The following is a 20027-nucleotide window of genomic DNA, read 5'->3' on the forward strand; positions in this document are numbered from 1 at the left end:
CTCAGCGCACCGGCGGACGGTCCCACCCCGGCGGCAATTCGTCCGGTACGTCCCAATCTGCCGGTGGGGTGAAGTCGCACCAGGTGCCGTCGAACGGGAACTCGCCGGCCTCGGCCAGCGCGATCACCCGCTCCCCCTCCGCGCGGACCGCCTTCTCGTCGGTCACCCAGTAGTCGGCACCGAAGGCGAGCCGCTCGACGAACTCGTCCTCGTCCTTCCAGTCCCAACTGAGGTCCGGACGCACCACCACGTCCAGGTCCTGGTCCACCACGTCGACACCGGCCACCGGGCCGTCGTCCCAGCGGACACCGGGCTCCTCCAGGTTGACGTACCAGTTGGCGAACCGCCCCCGCGCGTCGCGGAACCACCAGACGGAGTGCGCCGCCCCGGTGGGCAGGAACTTCAACAGCGGCGGGCCGTCCCAACGCCCGTGCGCCAGCCGGTACGACGACGAGATCCACCTGGCGAACGGCATCGCCCGCATCCCCAGCCCCGCCTCGGTCACCTCGTGGGCCACCGGCGAGTCCCGGGCGATCCACACCAGCAGACCCCGCTCGTCGTCGCTGACCACGCGGCCCGGCCGGACCCAACCGATCCGACCGTGCCGCACGTTGCGGTGCATGATCAGCCGACCCGGCTGGAACCGGTCGACGAGCACCTCAGTAGGCGCGGGCGAGGATGGCGACCAGGTCGGGCTCGTCCTCGGAGTCCGGCACCGAACCGTCGGCGCGCAGCAGGCAGCGTACGGTGACGCCCTGGCCGTTCGCCTCGGCCTCGCCGGCCACGCCGACCGCCGACCACGGCACCCGGGCCCAACCGGTCGCGGCGGCCTCGATCGCCTCGGCCAGGGAGGCCACCTCCACCGTGCGCGACTCGCGATTGGCCAGCGCCTGGTCGTGCAGCACCTGCTGATCGGTCTCCAGGGCGGCCAGCACCGCGGCGACCACGTCGGCCACCGGAGTCGGGGTCTTCGACCCGTCGGTGCGGCGCACCACAGTCGCGTTGCCGACGGCCAGGTCACGGGGGCCGACCTCGACGCGTACCGGATAACCACGCAGCTCGGCGTCGACGGCCCGGCGGCCGAACGGGGTGTCGGTCCGGTCGTCGAGCGCGACCCGGACACCGGCGTCGCGCAGGCCGTCGTGCAGCTTGGCCGCCGCCTCCGCGACGCCCTCGCCGTCCTTGACGATCATGACGTACGCCTGGATCGGGGCCAGCCTCGGCGGCACGCGCAGGCCATTGTCGTCGCCGTGCGCCATGATCAGGCCACCGAGCATCCGGGTGGACGTGCCCCAGGAGGTGGTCCAGGCGTGCTCCCGGCCGCCCTCCTTGGAGGAGTAGCTGATGTCGAACGCCTTGGCGAAGTTCTGCCCCAGCTCGTGGCTGGTGCCCAGCTGAAGCGCCTTGCCGTCGCCCATCATGCCTTCACAGGTGTACGTGGCCGTCGCCCCGGCGAACCGCTCACGGGTCGTCTTCAGGCCCACCACGACCGGAATGCCGATCACGTTGACCATCAGGTCCTCGTACGCCTCGTGCAGGATCCGCCGCGCGTACGCCCGGGCGTCCTCGCGGGTGGCGTGCGCGGTGTGCCCCTCCTGCCAGAGGAACTCACTGGTCCGCAGGAAGATCCGCGGACGCAGCTCCCACCGGACCACGTTCGCCCACTGGTTGAGCAGCAGCGGCAGGTCCCGGTACGAGTCGATCCACTTGGCCATGAACTCGCCGATCACCGTCTCGCTGGTGGGACGCACCACCACCGGCTCGGCGAGGGGCTTGCCGCCCCCGTGGGTGACGACCGCCAGCTCCGGCGAGAAGCCCTCGACGTGCTGGGCCTCGCGCTTCAGGTAGCTCTCCGGGATGAAGAGCGGGAAGTACGCGTTCTCCGCACCCGCCGCCTTGATCCGGGCGTCCATCTCGGCCTGCATCCGCTCCCAGATGGCGTAGCCGGCCGGGCGGATGACCATGGTGCCGCGGACCGGGCCGTTGTCGGCCAGCTTCGCCTTGGCGATCAGGTCCTGGTACCAGCGGGGAAAATCCTCCGCACGGGGAGTGAGCACGCGAGCCATGACCGCATATCCTATGCGCCGCTCGCCGGGGCGGTGCGCTCGGGCGCGGCATCGTCGACATCTGCCGTCCCGACCTTCCTCAACCCGCACACCGGAGCGGCCACCACCCGCGAGCCCGAGGCCCCCGGCCGGGGCGATTGCGGGGGTCAGCGGACCACGTGGCCGCGCAGGATCGTGCGGGACGGGGCGCGGACCACACGCAGGTCGCCGCGGGGGTCCTCGGGGTAGACGGTGAGGTCGGCGAGGCCGCCCTCGACCAGGCCGGGGAAGCCGAGCCATTCGCGGGCGCCCCAGGAGGCGGCGGCGAGTACGTCGATCGGTGCCATGCCGGCCCGTTCGTGCAGCAGCAGCATCTCCTCGGCGGCCAGCCCGTGGTCGATGCCGCCGCCGGCGTCGGTGCCCACGTAGATCGGCACACCCGCCTCGTGCGCGGCACGCACCACCTCGGGGAAGCCGTCGCGCAGCGCGAGCATGTGCTCGGCGTACCCGGGGAACTTGGCCCGCGCCTGCTCCGCGATGCCCCCGAAGGTGGCAATGTTGATCATTGTGGGGACCAGGGCGGTGCCCTGGCGGGCCATCTCGTCGATCAGGTCGAGGCTCAGGCCGGTGCCGTGCTCCACCGAGTCGACGCCGGCCCGCACCATGATCTCGACGGCCGACTCGGAGAAGGTGTGCACCGCGGCGCGTACGCCGGCGTGGTGCGCCGCTGCCACGGCGGCGGTGAGGGTGTCCGCGTCCCAGGCCGGGGCCAGGTCGCCCACGCCCCGGTCGATCCAGTCGCCGACCAGCTTGACCCAGCCGTTGCCGGCCCGTGCCTGCGCGGCGACAGTCGCGGCCACCTCGGTCGCGTCGACCTCCACGCCGATGTCACGCAGGTAGCGCTTCGGTGGGGCGACATGCCGGCCCGCGCGGGCCAGTCGCGGCAGGCCCGGCTCGTCGTCCAGTTCGGGGTACGGGTAGGGCGAGCCGGCGTCGCGGATCGCCAGCACCCCGGCGTCCCGGTCGAGGTGGGCCAGCTCGCGGGCCTGGTCGAGTGAGGTGATCGGGGCGCCACCTCGGGCGATGCCGATGTGGCAGTGCGCGTCGACGAGCCCCGGCAGCACGAAACCGTCGTCCACGACCGTCTCCGCACCGGGCACCGGGGTGAACGTCACCCGGTCGCCGACCAGCCAGAGATCCCGGACCTCGTCGTCGGGGAGCAGGACACCGCGCACGTGAAGAGCCATGCGCACAGTCCTACCCGATCACCTTTTCGTCCGGGCGAGGACCTCCTGCCGACGACGCGTCCACGCCGGCAGGTCGAGTGTGACCTTCCACGGGCGGTCGATCGTGACGAGACCGTCGGTCTCCACGCTGGGTTCGTAGCCGCCCTTGGGGCTGAGCAGCAGCTCGGTAAAGGTGATCTTCTCCCGTAACGGGTCGATTACCCAGTACGCGGCGACGCCCGCGTTGGCGTAGACACGGACCTTCTCGTGCCGATCACGAATCGTGGAGTCGGGCGAGATCACCTCGACCGCGAGCAGCGCGTCCTGCACCGGCACGGGTGATCGGTTAGCCTGCTCGACCCGGATGACCACCACGTCCGGCCGTGGCTCGTTACGGCGGTCGATCGACAGCGACTGGTCCATGCTGACGAAGAAGTCGTCCGGGCAGGCCAGTTCCAGAGCGAACATGACCCGACCGCAGACGAACTGGTGCAGCGGGGTGGGGGACGGCACGATCAACCTTCCGTTGATCAGTTCGTACGGAAGGTCCTTCGGCAGCTCACCGAGGTCGTCGACCGTCCACTCGTGCCGTTCGGGCAGGATCGGGGCCGCGGTCATGACATCTCCTTCCAGGGGGCGACATCACCCTAAGCAAGGACGACGTCGCCCGCCGTCACCGACACGCCTCAGCGCGGGCCCTTGTCGCCGCCCTTGCCGAGCTTGTTGAAGTCGATCTTCGGGAGCTTGAAGCCGGGCGGCAGGCCCTGGCCACCGGCGAGGTCGTTCGGGTCCATTCCCGGCGGGAGCTGCGGCATGCCGCCCGGGAAGCCGGCGGGCATCCCGGCACCGGCGCCGGTACGCGGACGACCGCCACCCTTGGTGCCCTTGCGCTTGTTCTTCGGGCTCTTGGTCGCCTTGCGCCGGCCACCGCCGGGCAGGCCCATCATGCCGCCCATCTGCTTCATCATCTTCTGCGCGTCGGCGAAGCGGTTGAGCAACTGGTTGACGTCCATCACGGTGACCCCGGAGCCGTTGGCGATACGCGCCCGGCGGGAGCCGTTGATGATCTTCGGGTTGGTGCGCTCGCCCGGGGTCATCGACCGGATGATCGCGGTGACCCGGTCGAAGTGGCTGTCGTCCAGCTCGGCGAGCTGGTCCTTCATCTGCCCCATGCCCGGCATCATGGCCAGCACGTTGGCGATCGGGCCCATCCGCCGCACCGCGATGAGCTGGTCGAGGAAGTCGTCGAGGGTGAACTGCTCGCCGCCCATCAGCTTGGCGGTCATCTTCTCCTTCTGATCGGAGTCGAAGGCCTGCTCGGCCTGCTCGATCAGAGTGAGGACGTCGCCCATGCCGAGGATCCGGCTGGCCATCCGGTCGGGGTGGAAGACGTCGAAGTCCTCCAACTTCTCACCGGTGGAGGCGAACAGGATCGGCTGCCCGGTCACCTCGCGCACGGAGAGCGCGGCACCACCACGGGCGTCGCCGTCGAGCTTGGAGAGCACCACACCGGTGATGCCGACGCCGTCGCGGAACGCCTCGGCGGTGCGCACGGCATCCTGACCGACCATCGCGTCGATGACGAAGATGACCTCGTCCGGCGAGACGGCATCACGGATGTCGGCGGCCTGCTGCATCATCTCGGCGTCGATGCCGAGCCGGCCGGCGGTGTCGACGATGACGATGTCGCGGGCAGCGCGCTTCGCGTGCTCGATGGAGGCGCGGGCCACCTGCACCGGGTCACCGGTGCCGTTGCCGGGCTCCGGGGCGTACACCTCGACACCGGCCCGGCCACCGAGCACCTGGAGCTGCCCGACGGCGTTGGGGCGCTGGAGGTCGGCGGCGACCAGCAGCGGCTGGTGGCCCTGGGCCTTGAGCCAGCGGGCCAGCTTGCCGGCCAGGGTGGTCTTACCGGAACCCTGGAGGCCGGCCAGCATGATCACCGTCGGCGGCTGCTTGGCAAACTGGAGTCGCCGACCCTCACCGCCGAGCACGGTGATCAGCTCTTCGTTGACGATCTTGATGATCTGCTGGGCCGGGTTGAGCGCCTCGGAGACCTCGGAGCTGCGAGCCCGCTCCTTGACGTTCGCGATGAAGCCCTTGACCACCGGCAGCGCGACGTCCGCCTCCAGCAGTGCGAGGCGGATCTCGCGCGCGGTGGCGTCGATGTCGGCGTCGGTGAGCCGCCCCTTGCCGCGGAGCTTGGTGAAGATCCCGGACAGGCGGTCACTCAAGGTGTCAAACACGCGAACATCCCGTTTGTCAGTGTTCCGGCGGGCACAACGCGGCCGGCACTGCGGAGTCCGGCCACCGCAAGGGTAACCGCCCGGCCCCAGGGCCGCTGTCGCCCGGCCCGGCCCGCCGGGCCGTCACTCCGACACCAACCCCGACTGGTACGCGAAGACGACGAGCTGGGCCCGGTCCCGGGCTCCCAGCTTGCCCATCGCCCGGCTGACGTGGGTCCGCGCGGTTGCCGGGCTGACCACCAGCCGGGTGGCGATCTCCTCGTTGTTCAGCCCGTCACCGACCAGGCCCACGACCTGGCGCTCCCGGTCGGTCAGCGCGTCCAGTCGGGGGTGCGGACGAAGCACCCGCGACGGCCGGGTGGCGAACTCCCGCACCACCCGACGGGTCACCGACGGCGACAACAGCGCCTCCCCCTCGGCGACCAACCGGATCGCACGCAGCAGCTCGGTCGGCCGGGTGTCCTTGGTGAGGAACCCGCTCGCGCCGTGCCGCAGCGCGTCGAAGACGTACTCGTCCAACTCGAAGGTGGTCAGCACCACCACCCGCGTACCGGTCAGGTCGGGGTCCGCGACGATCCGCCGGGTCGCCTCGATGCCGTCGATGCCCGGCATCCGGATGTCCATCAGCACCACGTCCGGTCGCTCCCGGCGCGCCAGCTCGACCGCCCGCAGCCCGTCGGTGGCCTCGCCGGCCAACGCCAGGTCGTCCTCGCTCTCCACGAGTGCGCACAGACCGAGGCGGACCAGGTCCTGGTCGTCGGCGATCAGCACCCGGATCACGTGGTCGGCTCCACGGGCAGCCGGGCGTACACCCGGAAGCCGCCACCGGCGTGCGGCCCGGTGGTCAACCGCCCGCCCAGCGCGGCGACCCGCTCCCGCATCCCGGCCAGACCGTGCCCGCCCTGGTCGGCGGCCGGCGCCGCCCCGGCGCCGGTCCCCTCATCAACGACCTCGACGGTCACCTCGTCGGCGCGGTAGTCCACCGTCACCTCCGCACTCGCCACCCCCGCGTGGCGCAGCACGTTCGTCAGCGCCTCCTGTACCACCCGGTAGGCGGCCAGGTCCAGCGCGGCGGGCAACTCCCGGGGGTCACCGACCACCCGGACCCGCACGGCGAGCCCGGCGCCGGCGAGCCGGTCGCGCAGTGCCGGGAGCCGGGCCAGGCCGGGCACCGGGTCGCGCTCCGCACCGTTGCGGACCGCGCCCAGGGTGACCCGGAGTTCGTCCAACGCCTCACGGCTGGTCCGGCTGATCGCGGTCAGCGCGGTCTCCGCCTGCTCGGGCCGTTTCGGCAGCAGATGCAGGGCGATCTCCGCCTGCATGCTGATCGCGGCCAACCCGTGCCCCACCACGTCGTGCACCTCCTGCGCGATACGCAACCGCTCCTCGTCGGTCCGCCGCCGGGTCTCCTCGGCACGAGCGCGGGCCTCCTCGGCCCGGCTGCGCGCCGCCACCTCGCGGTTGACCCGCACCACGACCCCCACCGCGAACGGTACGGCCACCCAGGCCGACGCCGGGAGCACTCCGGTCCAGCCCGGGGCCGGACCCCGGGACCAGAAGACATGCGTCAGCAGCACCACGAACGCGCCGCCCGCGGCGAGCGCCGCCGGACGCACCGGCAGCCGCACCGCCACCGTGTACACCGCGACCAGGAAGGCGAGCAGGATAGGCCCGTACGGATAGCCGAGCACCAGGTACGTCGCGGTGGCCGCGGTGACCAGGGCAAGGGTGGTGACCGGGGCGCGCCGCCGGGCCAGCAGGGCGAGCGCGGCGACCCCGATCAGCACCCGGCAGACCCCGTCCACCGGCCTCGACCCCGGCTGGTTGTCCCCGGCCAGATCGGTGGCGAGTTGCCCGAACCCGAGCAACCCCAGGGCAAGCACGGCATCCGCCGCCGCCTGTCGCCCCCACTGCCCGTCCCACCGCATGGCCGTCATTCTGCCCGCGCCAAGCCCTCCCGACGTGCGTCCACGAGCGGCACCGTCCCTACGCCCCCGGACGTACCCGCTTGCCCTCACCGCCGGACCACGCGGCGCTCACCCTGGCGATGGGGGGTTGCGAGGCTCCGAGACCGCGCAGTCGGAGGCGGATACCGCCACGAGCGTGATGACTGTGCGGCATCTTGATGCCGCACCGTCATCACGCTCAGTTGGAGAGGGCTGGCGCAGGCTCCGGCCAAGCGGACTGCGCAGCACGCCGTCGGAGCTTCCGACGGACAGCGACCGGACGGGACCGAAGCGGTACGAGCCGCAGCGGACCGCAACCGCAGCGCCGCGGCGACGGTGGGATCAGACGGCGGCGAGGACCGCGGCCTCCAGGCGCGCTCGGGTGTCGTCGTCGGGCCAGCCGCCGACCAGGTAGAAGGCGTCCACCACGTCGGCGCCGAGAGTGGAGATGCGTGCCGCGCGGACCAGGGCACCCGCCTCGTCGAGCGCGCAGGTGACCCGGTAGAGCAGGCCGGCCGCGTCGGCCGCGCGGAGTTCCAGCAGCACGGCGTCGGTGGCCGCCTCGCGGTGCCAGACCACCCGGGGCGCGGCACCGCTGCCCCGGGCGGCGAGCGCACGGCCGCGCAGTCGCTGGGTGACCGACACGTCACCGCCCACCGCCCGGCGCAGGTCGGCGCGGAGTGGCACCGGATCCGGCGGGAGGCCGTAGCGGGGTTGCACCCGGCACTCGACCAGGGCACGGCCGTCGACCACCGACGCGTCCGCGGAGATCACTTCCAGCCGGTGCAGGGCCAGGCAGCCGGCGACGGTGGCGAGCAGGCCCCGCCGGTCGGCCGCGGCGACCGACACCCGGTCCCCGGTCAGGTGGACGACCGGCAGCGGCCCGGCCAGCAGCTCCGGGTCCGGTGCCGGAGGCTCGGGCAGCACGCCGGTGTCCAGTGCGGTACGGACCCGGGCGACCAGTTCGGCGACGAGCCGGCCCTTCCAGTCCGACCAGGCAGCCGGCCCGGTCGCCGCCGCGTCGGCCCGGACCAGCGCGTGCAGCAGGTCGAGGGTGCCGGTGTCGCCGACCGCTTCGGCCACCGAGGCGATGGTGACCGGGTCGGCCAGGTCTCGGCGGGTGGCCACGTCGGGCAGCAGCAGGTGCAGACGGACAAGCGTGCCGATCAACTCGACCTCGCTGGGTGGCAGACCGATCCGGGTCGCCACCGCCTGGGCCAGTGGCACACCGACGGTGCTGTGATCACCGGGGAGGCCCTTGCCGATGTCGTGCAGGAGAGCACCGAGGAGCAGCAGGTCGGGGCGGTCCACCTCGCGGGCGTGCCGGCTGGCCTCGTGCGCGGCCTGCACGAGATGCCGGTCGAGGGTGTATCGGTGCACCGGATTGTGCTGGGGCAGGCTGCGCAGCCGGGTCCACTCGGGCAGCCAGCCGTCGACCAGGCCGTACCTGTCGCAGGTCTCCCAGGCGGGCACCAGACCCGGCCCGGCGCCCAGCAGGGTGATCAGCGCGGCCCGGGCCTCGGCCGGCCAGGGCGCGGGCAGTGGCGGGCAGTAGGCCGCCAGCCACTCGCAGGTGGCCCGGGCGATCGGGAGGCGGGTCGTGGCCGCCGCGGCCGCCATCCGCAGCGACAGGCTCGGGTCGGGGCGTGCCCCGATCGCCGTCCGGGCCAGCACCAACTCGCCGTCGTGCTCGACCACGTCGCGGGCCACCGGGCGACGCGTCGGGCGACCGTTGCCGCCTCGGGACCGGTCGGAGCGCAACCGGTCGGCGGCGCGGAACGCGTCGTCCAGGGCGTGGCTGACCGTGCGGGCGTCACCGGCGACCCGGCGCAGCAGGGCGTCGCCGTCGTCCACGACGGCTCCAGGCCGCCGCGCGGCGTCAGACGCGCCGGGCTGGAGTTGTCGCAGGTCGAGCAGGGCGGCCACCCCGGCGCGTTCCTGGGCGACCAACCTGTCGACCCGGCGACCGACCTGCTGGTGCAGAGCGTCGCGGGTGTCCAGCAGGCGGAGGTGGGCGGCGCGCACGGCGGGACGCAGCGCGTCGGTGATGCCGGCGGCGGAGATCGCCCGCAGCAGACCCACGTCGCGCAGTCCCCCGGCGGCCTCCTTGAGGTCGCCCTCCAGCAGGAACGCCAACTCACCGTGGGCCTGCCAGCGCGCGGTGGTGATCTCCCGCAGGCCGGTCAGGTGACGGACGGCGGTACGCCGCCAGTGATCGGCGGCGGTGCGGCTCAGCGCGTCGGCCAGAGCCTGGTCACCCACGACCAGCCGGGCGTCGAGCAGCCCGAGGGCGACCTTGACGTCGTCCTGGGCGACGGAGAGCGCCTCGGCGACCGTTCGTACCGAATGGTCCAGCCGCAGCCCCGCGTCCCAGATCGGATACCAGATCGAGGCGGCCAACTCGTCGGTGCCCGGCACACCGGCGTGCACCAGCACCAGGTCGAGATCGCTGTACGGAGCACACTGCCGCCGACCCAGCCCCCCGACGGCCAGCAGCGCGACCCCCTCCCGCGGAGGCAGCAACCCCCGCAGGAAGGTGTCGTACGCGGCGGCCCGGGCCAGCCGAGCCGCCTCCCCGATCCCCCCGGGTACGCCGACGACCTCGTTGACCAAGAGGTTCGCGTCACCGCCAGCGGTGTTTCCTGACGCGTTCTTCTTGATCAACGAGGTCATGTCAGTCGTGGTCTCCAGATCAGAGTGCGTCGAGGCCGCGTTCGCCGGTACGCACCCGGACGACCTCTTCGACACCGGTGACCCAGACCTTGCCGTCACCGATCTTGCCCGTACGGGCTGCCCCAACGATGGCGTCCAGCACCTTGTCCACGTCGATCTCGTCGGTGAGCACCTCGACCCGGATCTTGGGCAGGAACTCGACCGTGTACTCGGCACCCCGGTAGACCTCGGTGTGCCCCTTCTGCCGCCCGTACCCCTGAACCTCGCTGACGGTCAGCCCGGCCACGCCGAGGGCGTGCAGGGCCTCCTTCACCGCGTCCAGCTGGTACGGCTTGATGACCGCGGTCACCAGTTTCATGTCCAACCCCTCCATCCCTGGAACGTTAACCGGCGACCTTTTCGCTTACCGGCTCGGCGGGCTCCGCCTCCGGCTTGGCGCCACTCGTCGTGCCGCCACCGGGGGTGCCGATGCCGGCCATCGCGAACGCGCTGCCCGTGCCGCCACCGGCCGGGGACAGGTCGTAGCTGCTCTCGGCGTGCTCGCCGATGTCGATGCCCTCGACCTCGGCCTCGGCCTTCACCCGGAACCCGATCGTCTTCTCGATAACGAAGGCGAGCACCCAGGCGATGCCGAACGACCAGGCGGTCACGATCAGGCCGGCGAGGGCCTGCCGCCCGAGCTGGGTGGCGCCACCGCCGTAGAAGAGGCCGTCGGAGCCACCCACCACGTCGGTGATCGCGGCGTTCACCGAGTTGGTGGCGAAGAGGCCCAGCCAGAGCGAGCCGATCCAACCACCGACGAAGTGCACGCCGACCACGTCGAGCGAGTCGTCGTAGCCCAGCTTGTACTTGAGGCTGACGGCGAGCGCGCACACCACACCGGCGACGATGCCGAGCAGGACGGACGCCCACGGTGCGATGAAGCCACAGGCTGGGGTGATGGCGACCAGGCCGGCGACGGCGCCGGACGAGGCACCGACCATCGTCGGCTTGCGGTCCTTGACCCACTCGACCGCGATCCAGCCGAGCACCGCCGCCGCCGTGGCGAGCTGGGTGTTGATGAAGGCGAGACCGGCGACCGAGTCGACGGTCAGCTCCGAGCCGGCGTTGAAGCCGAACCAGCCGAACCACAGCAGACCCGCACCGAGCGCGACAAGCGGGATGTTGTGCGGCTTCATGCCCTCGCGCGGCCAACCGAGCCGCTTGCCGAGCACCAGTGCCACGGCCAGGGCCGCCGCACCGGCGTTGATGTGCACCGCGGTGCCACCGGCGAAGTCCAGTGCGTGGATGTCACCGCCGATGATGCCGCCGCCCCACACCCAGTGCGCGACCGGGAAGTAGACGAGCGTGGCCCAACCGAAGGCGAACAGCAGCCAGCCGGCGAACTTGGCCCGGTCGGCGATGGCACCACTGATCAGCGCGACGGTGATCACCGCGAAGACCATCTGGAAGGCCATGAACACGTAGAGCGGAACCCCGATGCCGCTGGGGTTCTCCGCCGTGGCACCCCACAGGTCGGTCTCGGCGAGGAAGGTCTTGGTGCCGAGGTACGCGCCCGGGTCACCCCAGAAGCCGTTCACGTCGGTCCCGAAGGCGACGCTGAAACCGTAGAACCACCACAGAATAGAGATGAGCCCGATAGCGGAGAAGCTCATCATCATCATGTTGAGTACGCCCTTGGCCCGGTTGAGGCCGCCGTAGAACAGCGCCAGTCCGGGGGTCATGAGCAGCACGAGCGCGGTCGAAACCAGCAGCCACGTGGTATTGGCGCCGTCGATCGTCGGTGCTTCAGGCACGCTGGCCTCCTAAAGGTGAAGTCCTCCTTCGCGGCTTTCCGGGGCAGCGTCGCCCGTAGGCCGGTTGCGCGGAAGCTTCGCGGCCGGCTGTTTCACCCAGGGTCCCGTGCGGGTTTCCAATTCGTGACGGGTTGTTTCGTACGTGTCACGAAGTCCGCACAGTCATCGACATGGACAATGGTGGATCGTTCGGACGGCGTACGTCGATGGCTGACCGGCCAGGCGCATCGACCGGTCCGATCGACGGGACCGACCGAGCATCGACCGGTCCGCGCTCAGCGGAGGGCGTTTTCCAGGGCGTGCCGCTCGTAGTCGAGCAGCCGCAGATCGCGCATCGGCCGGCGCAGGTGGCCCTTGTGCACGATCCGGACGAACGCCGGCTCACCGGCGGCGGCCATCCGGCGGATCCCCTCGACGTGGTCCACGATCCGTTTGCGGATGGTCCGGATCAGCCGGTGCCGGTCCCGGGGGATCAGCCCGTACGCGTCGGCGAAGAGCCGGAGCCGGCGTGGCCGGTCCGGGTGCTTCCAGCCCAGCGTGATCGAGTCCCGGTCCGCGAAGATCGGCACCCAGGTCCAGGCCGCGTACGCCACGTCGTAGATCCGCGCGCCGGGCGAGGCGAGGTCGAAGTCGATCAGCCCGAGGGTGCCGTCCGGCCGCCAGATCACGTTGTGCGGCGCGGCGTCGTGGTGGCAGATCACCTCGGTGTCCGGTGGTGGGGGCCCGAACGAGCGCCAGACCGCCTGCGGGGGCGGGGTGAACCCGTACTGCGCGTCGTGGAACATCCGCAGCATCGTGGCGACGGTGACCAGCGCCTCGTCGGTCACCCAGTGCGGGGCGAGCGGATATTCCCCGCACTCCCCCTCCAGGTATGACAACACCTCACGGTTGCGCTCGTCCATTCCGAGCGCCCGGGGCGCGCCGGTGAAGCCCACGTACTCCAGATGCCGCAGCAGGGCGTGCACGGACGGTGTCCACGGCCCGGCGTTGCGGCGGACCGTGTCACCGACGCGGACGACGGTGCTGACGTTGCCGCCGTGCAGCGGGATCTCCTGCGAAGTCACGTACGGTCTCCCGAGGCGCTGCGAGGGGTGGCCGGGCTCGCGCCAGCCCGCGTACGCGCGATCGTCGGTGGTCACCCGAGACTACGCGTCCCGTCCGGTGGCCTCGGTCCCCAGCAACGCGTCCACGAACTGCGCCGGGTCGAACGGGGCCAGGTCGTCCTTGCCTTCGCCGAGGCCGACGAGCTTCACGGGGATGCCGAGCTTGCGCTGCACCGCGATCACGATGCCGCCCTTGGCGGTCCCGTCGAGCTTGGTCAGCACCACACCTGTCACGTTGACCACGTCGGTGAAGACCCGGGCCTGCTCCAGGCCGTTCTGGCCGGTCGTGGCGTCCAGGATGAGCAGTGTCTCGTCGATCGGGCCCTGCTTCTCCACCACGCGCTTGACCTTGCCCAGCTCGTCCATCAGGCCGACCTTGTTCTGCAGGCGGCCGGCGGTGTCGATGAGCACGGTGTCCACGCCGGTGTCGATGCCGCGCTTGACCGCGTCGAAGGCGACGCTCGCCGGGTCGGCGGCCTCGGGCCCCCGGACGGTCTCCGCGCCGACACGCGAGCCCCAGGTCTCCAGCTGGTCGGCGGCGGCGGCCCGGAAGGTGTCCGCAGCGCCGAGCAGCACGGTACGGCCGTCGGCCACCAGCACCCGGGCGATCTTGCCGCAGGTGGTGGTCTTGCCGGCGCCGTTGACGCCGACGACCAGGACCACGGCCGGTACGCCGTCCTTCGGGGCGGTCCGCAGCGACCGGTCCAGGCTCGGGTCGAGCGCGTTGACCAACTCGGCGGCGAGCAGCGCGCGCAGCTCGGAGGCCGAGCGGGTGCCGAGCACCCGGGTGCGCTCGCGGAGCCGGTCGACGATGTCGCGGGTGGCGTCGACGCCGACGTCCGCGGTGATCAGGCTGTCCTCGATCTCCTCCCAGACGTCCTCGTCGAGGTGGTCGCGGGCGAGCAGGCCGAGCAGGCCCTTGCCGAAGACGTTCTGCGAGCGGGACAGCCGCGAGCGGAGCCGGACCAGTCGGCCGGCGGTCGGCTCGGGCACCTCCACCGGTGCGGGCGCCTCGATGACCGGCGGCGGCTCGACCAGGACGCCGGCGGACAGATCGGACTCCGGTGCCGCCACCGGCGGGCCGGCGAGATCCTCCTCGGCGCGGGTGTCGACCTCGGTGCGCGGAAGCGGGGGCTCGGGCCGCCGCCGCAATCGCGGCACGACCAGCCCGACTGTGCCGGCGATCAGCACACCGAGCAGGACCAGAGCGAGGACGAGATATTCGGCCATGCCGGAATCCTGTCAGATGGCGGCGACGGCGTCCCAGCCACCGCACCCAGAGCGGCGTTCGCGGTCTCCGCCACCGCTCGGTTGGGCGGTGCTCGCCTCCGCAGCCACCGCACCCGGTCGGTGCCGGGAACCGGCGGTAGGCTCGGCCGCATGTCCGCCGCCCACCTCCTCATCGGCCCACTCCTGCGGCGAGTCGTCGACACCCGGGCGACCATCTGGGTGGAGACGGCGGCGCCCGCCGTGGTCACCGTCCGCACCGCGGCCGGCGCGACCGGCACCGCCCCCACCTTCTCGGCGTACGACCATCACTACGCGTTGGTGGTGGTGGAGGGGCTCGACCCGGACAGCGAGACCACCTACGAGGTACTCGTCGACGACGAGCTCGTCTGGCCGGTGCCGAGCAGCGGCTTCCCGCCGAGCGTGATCCGCACCCGGGCCGCCGACGACCGGGACCAGCCGGTCAGTCTGATCTTCGGCTCGTGCCGGGAGACCACCCAGCACGCCACCACCCGGAAGCTGCCGCCGGACGCGCTGGACGCGTACGCCCGGCGGTTGATGGCCGACCCGGAGTCGCACCCGCTGCCCGACCTGCTGGTGCTGCTCGGTGACCAGGTGTACGCCGACGTCACCTCGCCCACGGTGCGCCGGCTGCTGCGTCGGCGGCGGCGACGGCCGAAGGGGGCCCCGGCCGACCAGGTGGTGAGCTTCGACGAGTACACCAAGCTCTACCTGGAATCCTGGCGCGACCCGGAGATCCGTTGGCTGCTCTCCACCGTGCCGAGCGTGATGATCTTCGACGACCACGAGATCATCGACGACTGGAACACCTCGGCGGCGTGGCGAGCCGAGGTGCGCGAGCAGCCGTGGTGGCCGGAACGGATCGGCAGCGGGCTCGCCTCGTACTGGGTCTACCAGCACCTGGGCAACCTGTCCCCGGACGAGATCGCCGCCGACCCGGTCTTCGCGAAGGTCGCCGCCGCCGAGGACGCCACAGGTGTGCTGCGCGAGTTCGGGCACCGGGTCGACCAGGAGTCCGACCTGGCGCACGACACCGAGCGCTGGCGCGCCGTGCAGTACCAGTGGAGTTACGCACTGGACCTGGGCCGTACCCGGTTGGTCATGTTGGACAACCGGTGCAGCCGGGTGCTCGAGTCGGGCAGTCGGGCCATGTTGCCGCCCGGCGAGTGGTCCTGGTTCCTCGACCAGGCGCACGGGGTCTACGACCACCTGGTGGTCGGCGCCTCGCTGCCCTGGCTGATGCCGCAGGGCATCCACCACATCGAGGCGTGGAACGAGAAGCTGGCGGACTCGCGCCGGCCCTGGGTGGCACGCGGGGCGGAGAAGGTGCGCCGCGCTCTGGACCTGGAGCACTGGGCGGCGTTCCGGCGTTCCTTCGAGGCGCTCGCGGAGACGTTCGCCCGCATCGGCACCGGCACGCCGCGGCAGTCCGGCGCGCGGGTCGGCGCCGGCCCGGCGTACGCGCCACCGGCGTCGATAAGCGTGCTCTCCGGTGACGTGCACCACTCGTACGTGGCACGGGCCCGGTTCGCCGACCCGGCGGTGGTCACTCCGGTGCACCAGCTCACCTGTTCGCCGATCCACAACCAGGTGCCGGCGGGCATCCGTCCGCTGATGCGGCTGGGCTGGTCGCCCGGTCCGGCCGGGGCCACCCGGGCGCTGGCCCGTTCGGCGGGCGTACGCCGGCCGGGGGTGCGCTGGCGCAAGCTTGCCGGCCCCTACTTCGGCAACGCGGTCGCCACACTGACCCATCAGGGGCGCGGGGCCGACGTGGTCATCGAGGGCACCACGAAGGACGGTCACCTACGCCCGGTGATGCGGCGTCGACTCTCCGGTGGCGGCGAGTCGGCCGCGCCGTAGTCTCTACGCCGTGGACGAGCACCTGCCGGAGCCGATCCGGGCGGTCGAGCACGAGTTGACCGCTCTGCTGCGTCGTGGCCGGGCGGTCTCGTGGGAGATCGCCCGCGAGGTGCACCCGAACCTGGAGCCGAACACCTACGGGTTGCTGCTCTGGTTGCGGCGCAGCGGGTCGATCCGGTTGACCGAGTTGGCGGCGCGACTGGGCGTGGGCAAGGGCACGCTGAGCCGGCAGATCAACGCGTTGGAGGTGCTCGGCCTGGTCCACCGCGACCCGGACCCGAGTGACCGGCGGGCCGCGCAGATCAGCCTCACCGACGAGGGGCAGCGCCGGTTCGACGTGGCCCGCGCGGCCCGGTTGGGCGAGTTCCTGCGTGCCCTGGACGGCTGGCCGAGCCGGGACGTCGAGGAGTTCGCCCGGCTGCTCGGCCGGTTCAACGACTCCTGGCAGTAGCTGACCGCCCGCGACGGGGAATGTGGCGTCGGTCCGACATGTTGTTGCTTCAGGCAACCAAGGCATACGGTTGCTTCAGGCAACTCTCAGGCGGCCCGTACGTACCAGCCCGCCGCCGTTCCACCTCGACTCCGCTCGGAGGCACCAACGATGAGCCAGGCGACAGCGCCTCCCCAGGCGACCGCCGTGACCATGACCCACCGGCAGATCCTGGAGGCGCTCTCCGGCCTGCTGCTGGGCCTGTTCGTCGCGATCCTCTCCTCCACGGTCATCTCGAACGCGCTGCCGCGGATCATCACCGAACTGCACGGCGGCCAGTCCGCGTACACCTGGGTCGTCACCTCGGCCCTGCTCGCGACCACCGCGACCACCCCGATCTGGGGCAAGATGGCCGACCTGACCAGTAAGAAGACTCTGGTCCAGATCGCCCTGCTGATCTACGTGCTGGGCTCGGTGCTGGCCGGTCTCGCGCAGGGCACCGGAGAGCTGATCGCCTGCCGGGTGCTCCAGGGCGTCGGCGCCGGCGGCCTCACCGCGCTGGCCCAGGTGATCATGGCCACGATGATCGCGCCTCGTGAGCGTGGTCGCTACAGCGGCTACCTCGGCGCCGTGATGGCCGTCGGCACCATCGGCGGCCCGCTGATCGGCGGCGTGATCGTCGACACCTCCTGGCTCGGCTGGCGCTGGTGCTTCTACGTCGGCGTGCCGTTCGCCGTCGTGGCGCTGATCATGCTCCAGAAGACCCTGCACCTGCCGGTGGTCAAGCGGAAGGCGCAGATCGACTGGTGGGGCGCCACCCTGATCACCGCGGCCGTCTCCGTGCTGCTGATCTGGGTCTCCCTCGCCGGTGACCAGTTCGCCTGGGCCTCCTGGCAGACCGCCGCCATGGTGCTCGGCGCCCTGGTCCTCGGCGCCCTCGCCATCCGGGTGGAGACCCGAGCCGCCGAGCCGATGATCCCACCGCGGCTGTTCCGCAACCGCACCATCACCCTCGCCGTCATCGCCAGCATCGCGGTCGGCGTGGGCATGTTCGGCGCGTCGATCTTCCTGGGCCAGTACTTCCAGATCAGCCGCGGGCAGAGCCCGACCATGTCCGGCCTGATGACCCTGCCGATGATCCTCGGCCTGCTTGTCGCCTCCACCGTGGGCGGGCGGATCATCACCCGGATCGGTCGGTGGAAGCGGTTCCTGGTGATCGGCTCCGCGCTGCTCACCGTCGGCTTCGCGCTGATGGGCACACTCCGCGCGGACACCAGCTTCACGCTGCTCAGCGTGTACATGGCGCTGATCGGTGTCGGGCTGGGCCTGACCATGCAGAACCTCGTCCTCGCCGTGCAGAACACCGTCGGCCCACACGAGCTCGGCGCGGCCAGCTCGGTGGTGGCGTTCTTCCGCAGCCTGGGCGGCGCGATCGGCGTCTCCGCGCTCGGCGCGGTGCTCGCCCACAAGGTCAAGGACTACACCGCCGACGGGCTGGCCCAGCTCGGCATCCCCGCGTCCAGCTCGGGCGGCGGCGGCACCCTGCCCGACGTGCACACCCTGCCCGGCCCGCTGCGGGCGGTGGTGGAGAGCGCGTACGGCCACGGCGCCGGCGACATCTTCCTGGCCGCCGCCCCCTTCGCGCTGATCGCCCTGATCGCGGTGAGCTTCATCAGGGAGGTGCCGCTGCGGCAGCACAACGGCAACCCGGTTTCCGACGAGGTCGAGCGGGAATCGACAGTCGCCGCCAGCGCTGGCGCAGCCGTGGTCCGCACCGGCGAGCAGAGGTGAGGTAGCACGATGAGCGTGGGAGCACCGGATCGCGAGGAGTACGGCCCCCGGAGCCGCCCGCTGCCCTTCGAACGCGGCACCGACGGCCCGCGGGTGATCATGGTGGGCGTGGACGGCACCCGCACCTCCGAGCGGGCCGGTGCCTACGCGGCCGGGCTGGCCCGCCGGCAGGGCGCCGCCCTGGTGGTGGTCTTCGTCAGCGCGGCGAGCGGGTTCACCTCCCTGGTGCCCGGGATGGACGCCAGCGCGGTCCAGCGTTCCCAGGACGAGGTGGCCGACGAGCTGCGCCGCGAGTGCCGGCGGGGCGCCGAGCAGTGGGGCATTCCGGTGACGTTCCTGTCCCGGCGCGGCGACGCGTACGGCGAGTTGTGCGCGGCGGCCGACGAGTTCCAGGCCGACATGGTGGTGGTCGGGGCGTCCGAGCAGGCCGGCCACCGGCTGGTCGGCTCGGTCGCCACCCGGCTGGTCCGCACCGGCCGCTGGCCCGTCGTCGTGGTGCCCTGAAACCCTGTCGCGACTGTCGTACCCGAGCCCCAGGATGGCCCGATGACGACATGGAACGCACCGGAGATCGATCGCACCCACGAGCCCCTCGTCGGTGACGAGCGCACCATGCTGGAGGGCTGGCTCGACTACCACCGCGACACCCTGCTGCACAAGTGCACCGGCCTGACCGCCGAGCAGCTGCGCACGGCGAGTGTCGAGCCGTCCGGCCTGAGCCTGCTCGGGTTGGTCCTGCACATGACCGAGGTCGAGCGTTCCTGGTTCCGCCAGCGTTTCGCCGGCCAGGACCTGCCCGACCTCTACGACTTCGACACCGACAACGACGCCGACTTCCACGCCGCGGCCGACGCCGACCCGGAGGCCGCCTTCGCCGCATTCCGCGCCGAGGTCGACGCGGCCCGGGCGGCGACCGCCGGCCGGTCACTGGACGAGACGTTCACGCTGACCCGCAGGGACGGCACCCCCACCTTCAACCTGCGCTGGGTGTACGTGCACATGATCGAGGAGTACGCCCGGCACAACGGCCACGCCGACCTCATCCGGGAACGCATCGACGGCGTCACCGGGGACTGACCCGCTGATGCCGTAATAATCCTTCGCAATCTGTCCGGGGCGCCGGGCAGGATGCGCGGCATGACCTGGATCGCGCCGGAGATCACCCGGACCCCCGAACCGTACGTCGGCGACGAGCGCACCATGCTCGACGGCTGGCTCGACTACCACCGGCAGACCCTCCTGCTCAAGTGCGCCGGCCTGACCGAGGAGCAGTTGCGCACGCCGAGCGTGGAGCCGTCCGGGCTGACGCTGCTCGGTCTGGTCCGGCACCTGGCCGAGGTCGAGGCCTGGTGGTTCCGGGAGAACTTCGCCGGCGAGCCGGTCGACTACCCGTACTTCACCGCGGAGAATCCGGACGCCGACCACGACGTCAGCGACGCCGACGCCGAGACCGACTTCGCCACCTTCCACCGGGAGGTGGCGCTGGCCCGCGAGGCCGCCGCCGGCCACCCGCTCGATGAGACGTTCGTCGAGGTCGGCGCGAAGAAACGCACCTTCAACCTGCGCTGGGTGTACGTACACATGATCGAGGAGTACGCCCGGCACAACGGCCACGCCGACCTGATCCGGGAACGCATCGACGGCGTCACCGGCGAGTGACAGG

Annotated in this window: 18 protein-coding genes; 6 read left to right on the top strand and 12 right to left on the bottom strand. The window is 71.7% G+C overall.

Annotation, left to right across the window (positions count from 1 at the left end; translation table 11 throughout):
• Position 1: 1 nt before the first annotated feature.
• From AB0B14_RS09520 to ftsY, 12 genes are all read right to left on the bottom strand, one after another.
• Positions 2 to 622 (bottom strand): DUF402 domain-containing protein, encoded by a 621-nt coding sequence (locus AB0B14_RS09520; RefSeq protein ID WP_357522286.1) that lies wholly within the window; start codon positions 620 to 622, stop codon positions 2 to 4.
• 37 nt (positions 623 to 659) lie between these two features.
• Complete coding sequence (proS, locus tag AB0B14_RS09525; RefSeq protein WP_357077845.1) at positions 660 to 2066, bottom strand: proline--tRNA ligase; 1407 nt, start codon at positions 2064 to 2066, stop codon at positions 660 to 662.
• Between the two features lie 146 nt (positions 2067 to 2212).
• Complete coding sequence (locus AB0B14_RS09530) at positions 2213 to 3292, bottom strand: amidohydrolase family protein (protein WP_357522149.1); 1080 nt, start codon at positions 3290 to 3292, stop codon at positions 2213 to 2215.
• Positions 3293 to 3310: 18 nt separating this feature from the next.
• Positions 3311 to 3889, bottom strand: coding sequence for a Uma2 family endonuclease (locus AB0B14_RS09535; protein ID WP_357077839.1), 579 nt, complete (start codon positions 3887 to 3889; stop codon positions 3311 to 3313).
• A 68-nt stretch (positions 3890 to 3957) separates the two neighbouring features.
• Positions 3958 to 5517 carry a signal recognition particle protein gene (ffh, locus tag AB0B14_RS09540; RefSeq protein WP_357077836.1) on the bottom strand — a complete coding sequence of 520 codons (1560 nt, stop codon included), beginning with the start codon at positions 5515 to 5517 and terminating at the stop codon, positions 3958 to 3960.
• Positions 5518 to 5640: 123 nt separating this feature from the next.
• Entirely contained in the window at positions 5641 to 6297 is a 657-nt protein-coding gene (locus AB0B14_RS09545; RefSeq protein WP_357077833.1) for a response regulator transcription factor, read from the bottom strand.
• Positions 6294 to 7445, bottom strand: coding sequence for a sensor histidine kinase (locus tag AB0B14_RS09550; RefSeq protein WP_357522151.1), 1152 nt, complete (start codon positions 7443 to 7445; stop codon positions 6294 to 6296). Before AB0B14_RS09550 ends, AB0B14_RS09545 begins: the two co-directional genes overlap by 4 nt.
• Before the next feature lie 360 nt (positions 7446 to 7805).
• Positions 7806 to 10136, bottom strand: coding sequence for a [protein-PII] uridylyltransferase (locus AB0B14_RS09555; protein WP_357077828.1), 2331 nt, complete (start codon positions 10134 to 10136; stop codon positions 7806 to 7808).
• 19 nt (positions 10137 to 10155) lie between these two features.
• Positions 10156 to 10494 (bottom strand): P-II family nitrogen regulator, encoded by a 339-nt coding sequence (locus tag AB0B14_RS09560; RefSeq protein ID WP_357077825.1) that lies wholly within the window; start codon positions 10492 to 10494, stop codon positions 10156 to 10158.
• Between the two features lie 25 nt (positions 10495 to 10519).
• Positions 10520 to 11932 carry an ammonium transporter gene (locus AB0B14_RS09565; protein ID WP_357077822.1) on the bottom strand — a complete coding sequence of 471 codons (1413 nt, stop codon included), beginning with the start codon at positions 11930 to 11932 and terminating at the stop codon, positions 10520 to 10522.
• A 275-nt stretch (positions 11933 to 12207) separates the two neighbouring features.
• Complete coding sequence (locus AB0B14_RS09570; protein ID WP_357077819.1) at positions 12208 to 13071, bottom strand: aminoglycoside phosphotransferase family protein; 864 nt, start codon at positions 13069 to 13071, stop codon at positions 12208 to 12210.
• 6 nt (positions 13072 to 13077) lie between these two features.
• A complete protein-coding gene (gene ftsY / locus AB0B14_RS09575) occupies positions 13078 to 14265 on the bottom strand; it encodes a signal recognition particle-docking protein FtsY (protein WP_357077817.1) in 1188 nt (395 codons plus the stop codon).
• 150 nt (positions 14266 to 14415) lie between these two features.
• Here ftsY and AB0B14_RS09580 point away from each other — a divergent pair, with 150 nt between their 5' ends.
• From AB0B14_RS09580 to AB0B14_RS09605, 6 genes are all read left to right on the top strand, one after another.
• Entirely contained in the window at positions 14416 to 16143 is a 1728-nt protein-coding gene (locus AB0B14_RS09580; protein WP_357522153.1) for an alkaline phosphatase D family protein, read from the top strand.
• Between the two features lie 10 nt (positions 16144 to 16153).
• A complete protein-coding gene (locus AB0B14_RS09585; protein WP_357077811.1) occupies positions 16154 to 16594 on the top strand; it encodes a MarR family transcriptional regulator in 441 nt (146 codons plus the stop codon).
• Between the two features lie 150 nt (positions 16595 to 16744).
• Positions 16745 to 18364, top strand: a complete 1620-nt coding sequence (locus AB0B14_RS09590; RefSeq protein ID WP_357522155.1) for an MDR family MFS transporter — start codon at positions 16745 to 16747, stop codon at positions 18362 to 18364.
• Between the two features lie 9 nt (positions 18365 to 18373).
• On the top strand, positions 18374 to 18868 hold the full coding sequence (locus AB0B14_RS09595) for a universal stress protein (RefSeq protein ID WP_357077805.1): 495 nt from the start codon (positions 18374 to 18376) through the stop codon (positions 18866 to 18868).
• Positions 18869 to 18910: 42 nt separating this feature from the next.
• Positions 18911 to 19441, top strand: coding sequence for a DinB family protein (locus tag AB0B14_RS09600; RefSeq protein ID WP_357077803.1), 531 nt, complete (start codon positions 18911 to 18913; stop codon positions 19439 to 19441).
• A 60-nt stretch (positions 19442 to 19501) separates the two neighbouring features.
• A complete protein-coding gene (locus tag AB0B14_RS09605; RefSeq protein ID WP_357077800.1) occupies positions 19502 to 20023 on the top strand; it encodes a DinB family protein in 522 nt (173 codons plus the stop codon).
• Positions 20024 to 20027 lie beyond the last annotated feature (4 nt).

The organism is Micromonospora sp. NPDC049171 (assembly GCF_040648275.1).
Taxonomy (GTDB): domain Bacteria; phylum Actinomycetota; class Actinomycetes; order Mycobacteriales; family Micromonosporaceae; genus Micromonospora.